Origin of the sequence: Brevundimonas sp., from assembly GCF_036676055.1 — a bacterium.
In the GTDB taxonomy this organism is placed as follows: domain Bacteria; phylum Pseudomonadota; class Alphaproteobacteria; order Caulobacterales; family Caulobacteraceae; genus Brevundimonas.
In genome coordinates this window covers 72,691-80,835 of record NZ_JAKFDS010000074.1, presented here as the reverse complement: position 1 = coordinate 80,835, position 8,145 = coordinate 72,691, and the positions used below count along the sequence as shown (strand labels likewise).

The 8,145-nt window shown below is 68.1% G+C and carries 7 protein-coding genes and 1 pseudogene; 4 read left to right on the top strand and 4 right to left on the bottom strand.

All coding sequences use genetic code 11. The features are described 5' to 3' along the window. Both V6M45_RS12790 and V6M45_RS12785 read right to left on the bottom strand, forming a co-directional pair. Positions 1-165: pseudogene (locus tag V6M45_RS12790) on the bottom strand (30S ribosomal protein S6); the annotation flags it as partial. 128 nt (positions 166-293) lie between these two features. Next, positions 294-1,703 carry a serine hydrolase gene (locus tag V6M45_RS12785; protein WP_332656923.1) on the bottom strand — a complete coding sequence of 470 codons (1,410 nt, stop codon included), beginning with the start codon at positions 1,701-1,703 and terminating at the stop codon, positions 294-296. A 266-nt stretch (positions 1,704-1,969) separates the two neighbouring features. On the opposite strand from V6M45_RS12785, the gene V6M45_RS12780 reads away from it, so the two are divergent. The 3 genes from V6M45_RS12780 (at position 1,970) to clpA (ending at position 5,366) form a co-directional block, all read left to right on the top strand. Then, positions 1,970-2,461, top strand: a complete 492-nt coding sequence (locus tag V6M45_RS12780) for a phasin family protein (RefSeq protein ID WP_332656922.1) — start codon at positions 1,970-1,972, stop codon at positions 2,459-2,461. Positions 2,462-2,710: 249 nt separating this feature from the next. Beyond that, the gene (gene clpS / locus V6M45_RS12775) at positions 2,711-3,043 is read left to right on the top strand and encodes an ATP-dependent Clp protease adapter ClpS (protein WP_332656921.1); all 333 of its coding nucleotides are present in this window, start codon (positions 2,711-2,713) and stop codon (positions 3,041-3,043) included. Between the two features lie 13 nt (positions 3,044-3,056). Next, on the top strand, positions 3,057-5,366 hold the full coding sequence (gene clpA, locus V6M45_RS12770) for an ATP-dependent Clp protease ATP-binding subunit ClpA (protein ID WP_332656920.1): 2,310 nt from the start codon (positions 3,057-3,059) through the stop codon (positions 5,364-5,366). Between the two features lie 2 nt (positions 5,367-5,368). Here clpA and V6M45_RS12765 read toward each other — a convergent pair whose 3' ends face one another. Continuing rightward, positions 5,369-7,000 carry a sensor histidine kinase gene (locus tag V6M45_RS12765; RefSeq protein WP_332656919.1) on the bottom strand — a complete coding sequence of 544 codons (1,632 nt, stop codon included), beginning with the start codon at positions 6,998-7,000 and terminating at the stop codon, positions 5,369-5,371. Positions 7,001-7,142: 142 nt separating this feature from the next. On the opposite strand from V6M45_RS12765, the gene V6M45_RS12760 reads away from it, so the two are divergent. Continuing rightward, positions 7,143-7,805 carry a TorF family putative porin gene (locus V6M45_RS12760; protein WP_332656918.1) on the top strand — a complete coding sequence of 221 codons (663 nt, stop codon included), beginning with the start codon at positions 7,143-7,145 and terminating at the stop codon, positions 7,803-7,805. A 17-nt stretch (positions 7,806-7,822) separates the two neighbouring features. Here V6M45_RS12760 and V6M45_RS12755 read toward each other — a convergent pair whose 3' ends face one another. Next, complete coding sequence (locus V6M45_RS12755; protein WP_332656917.1) at positions 7,823-8,131, bottom strand: CsbD family protein; 309 nt, start codon at positions 8,129-8,131, stop codon at positions 7,823-7,825. Positions 8,132-8,145: the final 14 nt, after the last annotated feature.

The window sequence follows — 8,145 nt, the reverse complement described above, 5'->3', positions numbered from 1 at the left end:
GGAACCGCCGCCTTGCTCGATCAAGCCCTTGATGGTGTCGTTCAGCGCTTCGGCCTGTTGCGCGCTGATATCCTGGCGCGACATGACCGTGTGCTCGTAAAGAGCCATGCGGTGGTCTCCCTTGTAGGGCGTCGGCGCGAGGGGACCGGGTAAGTCCTCTCCCACGATGGATCCTGAAGCGGCGGCCGGGATGACTTCCCGAACCCTTTGGAGCTCCGCGTCAGGACCGAAGCCCTGGAAAGGCGGGGCCTATAGGGGAAAAGCGGCCGCCCGGCAAGGCGGATGCTGTCCCGCTACTGCGGTCGGATCACCATGCAGGTGACGCGGCGCTCGGCCAGGGCGGCGCAGGCGGCCTGGGCGGCCTGTTCGCTCATGCCGGTGAAGCGCGAGCGGTACCAGCCCTCGGCGTTCTGGACCGTACGCTCGGCGGCGTTGAACTGGCTGCGGAAGCGGCGGTTGACCTCGGTCAGCCAGTCGCGCGCCACCGTCTCGTCGCGGAAGGCGCCGACCTGCACGGCCCAGCGGCCAGCGGTCTCGCGGACCGTTTCGCGGGCGGGCTGACGCGGCGACGTCGGTCGGGTCGCGGGGGCTCCGTTGAGCGAGGCGGTAACGTCCGCGGGGCCGTCGGCGCGCATCAGCGAGGCCACGGTCCGGCCTTCGGACGGGGCGGGGGTCACTCGCGTGGGCTGCGGCGGGGCGGCGGGCAGGGCAGCGTAGCTGACGGCGGTCGAGCCGGAGTCCGTCTCCTCCGCGGCGTCGGACTGGTCGGACGCATACTGGAACGGGCCGGCGTTGTCGGGCCCGATGCCGAAGCCGCGTTCCTCGAAGAAGGTCTGGGCGACCTGGATGGTCTGGCCGCGGGCCCGTGCGCGCTCGACCTCGAAACCGGTGTCCATCAGGGCGGCGACGTGGCTGTTGCGGCTGGCCGTCGAACGGCCGCCGAGGACGATGGTGATCAGACGGCGTCCATCCCGCACGGCCGAGGCGGCGAGGTTGTAGCCCGAGGCGTTGGTGTAGCCGGTCTTCATGCCGTCGTAGCCGGCTCCCTGGCGGAGCAGGCCGTTGGTGTTGCGGTACTCGCGGCCCTGATACGCCCAGTCGTGCAGGCCGAAATACCGATAGTACTGCGGATAGTCCCGCATGATCGCCCTCGCGAGGATGGCGAGGTCGCGGGCCGAGGTGACCTGACGCGCGTCGGGCAGGCCGTTCGGATTGACGTAGCGGGTCTGGGTCATGCCCAGTTCGCGGGCCTTCAAGGTCATCTGCGCGGCGAAGCGATCCTGCGAGCCGCCGACGTGTTCGGCGATGGCCATGGCCATGTCGTTGGCGCTGCGCACCGCGGTGGCCTTCATGGCGTCGTCGAGGGTGATGGTCTGACCGGCCGCGAGTCCGAGCTTGGACGGCGGCTGGCTGGCGGCGCGTGGCGAGACGGTGATGACGTCGTCCAGCTTGACCTTGCCTTCGGTGAGCGCCTCGAAGGCGAGGTAGAGGGTCATGACCTTGGTGATCGAGGCGGGGTAGCGCCTGCTGTCGGCATGGCGCGCGAACAGGACTTCGCCGGACTCGGCGTCGACCACGATCGCAGCGTAGCGCGCATTGTCAGATGACTGGGCGACCAACGGGGGCGTCGTCGGGACGACCGCCAGGGCGGCCACCAGGATCAGGGACAACAGTCCGCGGCGGATCAGGGAGAAGATCGGCAAGCGCAGGCCTCATACAATAAGCGCGACGGCGGCCCCACCACGCGACGCTGACGAAAGGCTAACATGCGTCATCGGGGTTTCGTGAGGGTAAACAAGCCGTCAACGGTTTTGTGAAGCGCGGTCGCTCGTGTGAAGAGATTGTGCACTGCACAAAACTCCCTTGACCTTCCTTCGCACTTGCACCATATTAGCATCTGTCGCGGTGGCATGGCTCGCCGCGGATCAATCGCAAGCGGCCAAGCCGCGACAGGTTCAGGAGAAATACCATGGCCGACAGCGCCGAAACCGTGAAGAAGACCGTCGAAACCGCCACCGCCCAGGTCAAGGCTTCGGCCGAGAAGGCCCAGGCCCAGGCTGAGAAAATCCAGGCCGCGGGCGCGCAGGCGTTCCGTGAAGCCGCCGACAAGTCGGTTGCCGGCCTGACCGAGCTCAACGCCGAGGGCAAGAAGAACCTCGAGGCCGTCGTCGCTTCGGCCACCGCCGCCCAGAAGGGCGTCGAGGCCCTGTCGGCCCAGACCGTCGCCTACGGCAAGAAGAGCTGGGAAGACGGCGTCGCCGCCGCCCAGTCGTTGGCCCAGGCTCGCTCGGTCCAGGAAGCCCTCGAGCTGCAGACCAACTGGGCCAAGTCGGCCGCCGAGGCCTATCTGGCCGAGGTCACCCGCATGACCGACGTGTTCACCGCCTCCGTCAAGGACAGCTTCAAGCCGATCAACGAGCGCGTCACCGCCTCGGTTGAGAAGTTCCAGGCCGCCCGCTAAGGCCTCAAGCCACAGTAAGCGTACGAGGGGCCCCCGGAGCGATCCGGGGGCCCTTTTTGTCGCCCTGACGTTCGCCGCGCGGCGGCTCACTGCTCGAGGGCGGGACTGCGTGGAACGCCAGGCCGCGTCGGGTCGGGAGATCCCGAAGGGTCGACGGCCGCGGCCAAACATAAAGCTGTGACTGGACGCCGCTTCAAATCAGGCCATCATTCCCTATCTGTCCATCGACTCCCCAAACACGGACAACGAATGCCGCCGTCTCGCAAGGTCGGTGATCAGGAAGGGGGCCTCGGGGCCGCCACCGTCACCGAGACAAAGCCGAAGCTTCAGAGGCCCTCGCTGTACCGGGTGCTGATCCTGAACGACGACTACACGCCGATGGAATTCGTCGTCTACGTGCTGGAGCGGTTCTTCCAGAAGAGCCGCGAGGACGCGACCCGCATCATGCTGCATGTGCACCAGCATGGCGTCGGGGTCTGCGGCGTCTTCACCTACGAAGTGGCCGAAACCAAGGTCGCCCAGGTGGTGGAGACGGCGCGCCGTCACCAGCATCCGCTGCAATGCACGATGGAAAAGGACTGAGAGGAACCTTCCAATGCCCTCATTTTCGCGTCCTCTCGAAGAGACCCTGCACCGCGCCGTCCACTACGCGAACGAGCGCCGGCACGAGTACGCCACGCTGGAGCACCTATTGCTCGCCCTGGTCGATGACCCGGACGCGGCCAATGTGATGACCGCCTGCAACGTCGACCTGCCCAGCCTGAAGACGGCGCTGACCCTGTATGTCGACACCGACCTGGCCGCCCTGGCCACGTCGGACGGCGAGGACGCCAAGCCGACCGCCGGCTTCCAGCGCGTGATCCAGCGCGCCGTGATCCACGTCCAGAGCTCGGGCCGTGAGGAGGTCTCGGGCGCCAATGTGCTGGTCGCGATCTTCTCCGAGCGCGAGAGCCACGCCGCCTACTTCCTGCAGGAGCAGGACATGACCCGCTATGATGCGGTGAACTACATCGCCCACGGCATCGCGAAGAAGGCGGGAGTCGGGGAGACCCGCCCGGCCCGGTCCGGCGGCAGCCCCGAGGACGCCGAGGACGCCGCCGCCGCCAAGACCGGTGGCGAGGCGCTGGAAGCCTATTGCGTCGACCTCAACGAGAAGGCCCGAAACGGCAAGATCGACCCGCTGATCGGCCGTCAGGCCGAAGTCGACCGCTCGATCCAGATCCTGTGCCGGCGGACCAAGAACAACCCGCTGCTGGTCGGCGATCCCGGCGTGGGCAAGACCGCCATCGCTGAAGGCCTGGCGCGCAAGATCGTCAACCACGAGGTTCCGGACGTGCTGGAAGGCGCGACGATCTACAGCCTCGACATGGGGGCGCTGCTGGCCGGCACCCGCTATCGCGGCGACTTCGAGGAGCGGCTGAAACAGGTCGTCAAGGAGCTGGAGACGCACGACAACGCCATCCTGTTCATCGACGAGATCCACACGGTGATCGGCGCCGGCGCGACCTCGGGCGGGGCCATGGACGCTTCGAACCTGCTGAAGCCGGCGCTGGCCTCGGGCAGCCTGCGCTGCATGGGCTCGACGACCTACAAGGAGTATCGCCAGCATTTCGAGAAGGACCGGGCCCTGGCCCGCCGCTTCCAGAAGATCGACGTCAACGAACCCACGGTCGAGGACACGATCAAGATCCTGAAGGGGCTGAAGACCTCTTACGAGGGCCACCACAAGCTGCGTTATACCGACGCCGCCATACGCACCGCGGTCGAGCTGTCGGCGCGCTACATGACTGACCGCAAACTACCGGACAAGGCGATCGACGTGATCGACGAGGCGGGGGCGTCGCAGATGCTGCTGCCGGAATCGAAGCGCAAGAAGGTCATCGGCCAGAAGGAGGTCGAGGCGGTCATCGCCCGGATGGCCCGAATCCCGCCGAAGTCGGTCAGCAAGTCTGACACCGAGGGGCTCCGCGAGCTGGAACGCGACCTGAACCGGGTCGTGTTCGGCCAGTCGGCGGCGATCGAGCAGGTCTCGGCGGCGATGAAGCTGGCCCGGGCCGGGCTGCGCGATCCGCAGAAGCCGATCGGCGCCTTCCTGTTCTCGGGCCCCACCGGGGTCGGCAAGACCGAGGTGGCCAAGCAACTGGCGGCCACCCTCGGCATCGAGATGCTGCGCTTCGACATGTCGGAATACATGGAGCGGCACACCGTCAGCCGGCTGATCGGCGCGCCTCCAGGCTATGTCGGCCATGACCAGGGCGGGCTGCTGACCGACGCCGTCGACCAGCATCCGCACGCCGTGGTGCTGCTGGACGAGATCGAGAAGGCCCACCCGGACGTCTACAACATCCTGCTGCAGGTGATGGATAACGGCCAGCTGACCGACGCCATCGGCAAGAAGGTGGACTTCCGCAATGTGGTGCTGATCATGACCACCAACGCGGGGGCGGCCGACAATGCGCGGGCGGCCATCGGCTTCGGCCGCGGCAAGGTCGAGGGCGAGGACGAGAAGGCCATCCAGCGGCTGTTCGCTCCGGAGTTCCGCAATCGTCTCGACGCCATCGTGGCGTTCAAGGCGCTGGACGCCGACACGATCCGGTCGGTGGTGACCAAATTCATCCTGCAGCTGGAAGCCCAGCTGGCGGACCGCAACATCACCATCGAGCTGACCGACGAGGCCAATGATTGGCTGGCCAAGAACGGCTTCGACGAACTGTACGGCGCGCGGCCGCTGGCCCGGGTCATCCAGGAGCACATCAAGAAGCCGCTGGCCGACGACATCCTGTTCGGCCGGCTGACCCGCGGCGGCCACGTCAAGGTCGAGCTGAAGGACGGCAAGATCGCCTTCGACATCAAGGGGCCCTCGGGGGCGCCGGTGAAGGAGACCGCGGACGAAGCGACCGGCTGAGATCAGGCCGCGAGCGGTTCCCGGATGACGTCCGACGGGGGAGGGAGCGGCAGGTCGACGATGAAGGTCGATCCGCGGCCCAGTTCGCTGTCCACCGAGATGCGCCCGCCCATGGCCTCGACCAGGTTGCGGCAGATGGACAGGCCGAGGCCGGCGCCTTCGAACCGTCGGGTGATCGAGTCGTCGCCCTGCACGAAGACGTCGAACAGCCGCGGCAGGAGCTCGGGCGCAATGCCCATGCCGGTGTCCGCGATGGTGAAGCGGACGGCGCCGTCGCGGGGACTGACCTCGACGCTGACCCGGCCGCGATCGGTGTAGGTGACGGCGTTGTCGATGAGGAAGTCGAGGACCTGCTGCAGGTGCAGTTCGTCGCCGAGCCGAGGGCCGGTCGGAACGCAGTCGAGCGTCAGGTCCAGGCCCTTGGCCTGTGCGGCCGGACGATACTGATCGACCATCGCCTGGGCGCTGGCGGCCGGATCGAAGACGGCGCGGTCGACCAGAACCTCCTTGCGCTCGAGGCGGGTCACCTGCAGCAGCCGCTCGATCAGGCGCAGCAGGTTGGCGCCGGACTCGCGCAGGACGTCGAGACGGCTGCGCTGGATCGGGCTCAGTTCGCCGGACGCCATCACCTCGGCCATGCCGATGACGCCGTTCAGCGGGGTGCGCAGCTCGTGGCTGACGTTCGACAGGAACCGGGACTTGGCGACATTGGCGATCTCCGCCCGGTCGCGGGCCTCGGTCAGGGCGGCCTCGTTCTCGCTGAGGCGGCGCGCCACCCGATCGACCCAGACCAGCAGCAGGACCGAACCGGCGATCAGGGCCAGCAGCACTGCGGCCATGACCGGGGCGGCGTCCCGCAGGAGCCCGCGTCCGGGTTCGGCCGGGGTCCAGACCAGCGATCCCAGCGACACGTTTCCACGCCCGCTGATCCTGACGACGGCCGGGCCCTCGGCCGCGGTCGTTGTGAAGCGGGGGTCCACGAGGGCGAGGTCCTGCTCCAGAGAGGTCAACAGGATGCCGATCGGCTGGGCGGAGACGACGACGGGGTCGACGGCGGGACGGGCCACGCTGCCGTCCTCGGGCACCACGCTGGAGGCGGCGACCAGCCAGACGTCGGAGCCCACGCGCATGACGGCGCTGCGGTTGACCACCGCCTCGAACCCGAAGGCGCGCCGCTTGCCCGGCGCCGCGCTGGCCTTGCGGATCTCGGCCACCATCGGCGCGACGGCGGCGGCGAACACCGCTTCCTGCGAAGCGTCGACCGGCTCGCTGTTCCGCGAGGCGGCGATCAGGCGACCATCGGGGCCGTAGGTCAGGGTGACCGCGTGGTGCATGTAGTCGGCGTAGTAGTCGCCGAAATTCAGCTGCAGCCATTCGAGGTCCGGCGCGCCGGACAGGGCGACGACGGAGTCGTTCCAGATGGTGGCCGAGTTCACGTTCTCGACGAGGCCCTCGAGCGAGCGGGTCAGGCGCCGTTCGACCAGCGAGCGCTCCTTGTCGACCTCGACGCGGTCCACCGAGGCGGTGGCCCAGGCGATGAGCCCGGATGTGCCGCCCAGCACCAGGGCGGCGACGAGCAGGGCGGACAGGACGATCCGCTGCAGATCCCGACGATGAAAGGAAGCCGCCCCCATGAGACCTGCTTGCCACGCGAGCCGCTAAACAGCGGTTAGCCAGTGTGGTGAACGCGCCGTAACTTGTTGATGACGCAACCTTAATCCGTCTGCGGTAAGGGTTCGTCCAAAAGGGGTGAAGACGTTGAACGCCAGGTTGTTGATGACGGCCATTGCATGGGCTGCCGCAGGGGCCGCGCAGGCGCAGGATCCGGAGTGGACGGTCGAAGGGCGAGCCGGGGTGGTCTCGGACTATCGCGATCGCGGTTACACCCTGTCCGACGGAGAGCCGGCGGTGCAGGGCGAGATCACCGTGGGCCATGTTTCCGGCTTCTACGGCGGGGTCTGGGGCTCCAGCATCGACGAATACGGCGTGGGCGCCGACGGTGACGGGGCGGAGATCGAGATCACGCTCTACGCCGGCTGGGCCGGGGCGGTAGGCGGCTTCGACGTCGACCTGGGCGTCTGGCGGAACCTGTATCCGGACGGGGACGAGGTGAACTACGTCGAGTTCCCGCTGCAGGTCGGGCGCAGCGTCGGGGATGCGACCTTCACCACCGGGGTGGTCTGGGCGCCGGCCCAGACCGGGACCGGAGACGAGGCCAACACCTGGGTGTGGACCCGGGCGGAGTACGCCCCCGAGGCCTGGCCCGTCAGCCTGCACGCCCAGCTGGGGCACGAGGACGGCGGGTTCGCGCCCGACGGCAAGACCGACTGGCGGGCGGGCGTCGAGGCCCCGGTGGGGGCTTTCACCGTGGGCCTCGACTGGGTCGACAGCGACACCGAGGACAGCGCGGTCGTCGGCAGCGTGTTCTGGGGCTTCTGAGACGAAGCCCGCGCGGGTTAGTGGCGGCGGCGGCCGATGCCGCTGAGGAGCACGGCCAGGCCGGCGACGATGCCGGTGGTCAGCAGCGGCTTGCGGCGGGCGAAGTCGAGACCCTGACGGGCCTTGCCCTGATACTGGACCGGGGCCTTCTCGACCAGGCCGTCGAGGCCGTCGATGACGCGGCCATAGGCGTCGAGCGCCTTGCCCTTGACCTCGTTCATACGGCCCTCGAGCTGCAGCTTGCTGTCCCCGGTCAGGCGGCCGAGGCCGTTCTGGGCCTTGCCCTCGAGTTCGGTGGCGGCGCCTTCGATGCGTTGGTCGGTCATGGGGAGTTCCTTCG